This is a genomic window from Cellulomonas sp. P4_H12 (assembly GCF_056400905.1).
This window is the reverse complement of record NZ_JBFUKJ010000082.1, coordinates 1-699: the sequence shown is the minus strand read 5'-3', so window position 1 is coordinate 699 and position 699 is coordinate 1. Positions and strand designations below refer to the sequence as shown.

The 699-nt window shown below is 71.9% G+C and carries 1 protein-coding gene and 1 pseudogene; one reads left to right on the top strand and one right to left on the bottom strand.

Annotation, left to right across the window (positions count from 1 at the left end; translation table 11 throughout):
* On the bottom strand, positions 1–237 hold a 237-nt coding region (locus AC1DQC_RS19860), incomplete at its 3' end, for a PHP domain-containing protein (protein WP_477052950.1).
* Between the two features lie 96 nt (positions 238–333).
* On the opposite strand from AC1DQC_RS19860, the pseudogene AC1DQC_RS19855 reads away from it, so the two are divergent.
* Positions 334–699: pseudogene (locus tag AC1DQC_RS19855) on the top strand (transporter); the annotation flags it as partial.

Genomic DNA, 699 nt, shown 5'->3' with positions numbered 1-699 from the left:
CAGGTGCACCGCGACCGGTCGGCCGTCCTCGCCGCGGCCCTCGCAGGACATCTCCATCCCGCGGACCAGGCTCAGCCCGGCGGGCAACGCCGCCTCCGCCTCCGCCCAGCCGGCGGTGGTGTCGTGGTCGGTGAGTGCGACGACGTCGAGACCCGCGGCCGACGCCGCCGCAATCAGTTCGGTGGGACTGTCGGTGCCGTCGGAGGCCGAGGAGTGGGTGTGAAGGTCGATGCGCACCCGGCCATTGTCTCAGGAACCGGCGAGGGCGGGCGGCCCGCCCGACCGCCGGGGATAGCATGAGGCCGAACCCCCGATGCGAGAGGAAGGACCGCCATGGCGTCGTTGCCGCCACGCCCGCGCCTGCCCGCGCTGCCGCCCTTTCCGTCGCTGCCGTCCTTCCGCTCGTCGCCCGCGCCCGACCCTTCCGCCCCTCCCCCGTGTCCCGTCGAGGACGCGATCGTGGACTGCGCGGTGTACGTGGGGGGCCGGCGACTGCCCGGCACCTTCACCCACGAGACGGYGCTGGCGAAGGTGCGAGCCCTGGGCCGAGGCTTCGCGTGGGTCGGCCTGCACAAGCCGGACGAGTCCCAGATGGTCTCGGTGGCAAGTTGTTTCGGCCTGCACAAGCTCATGGTCGACGATGCAGTCAGACACTCGCACCAACGCCCCAAGCTCGAGCGCTACGACGACGTGATGTTC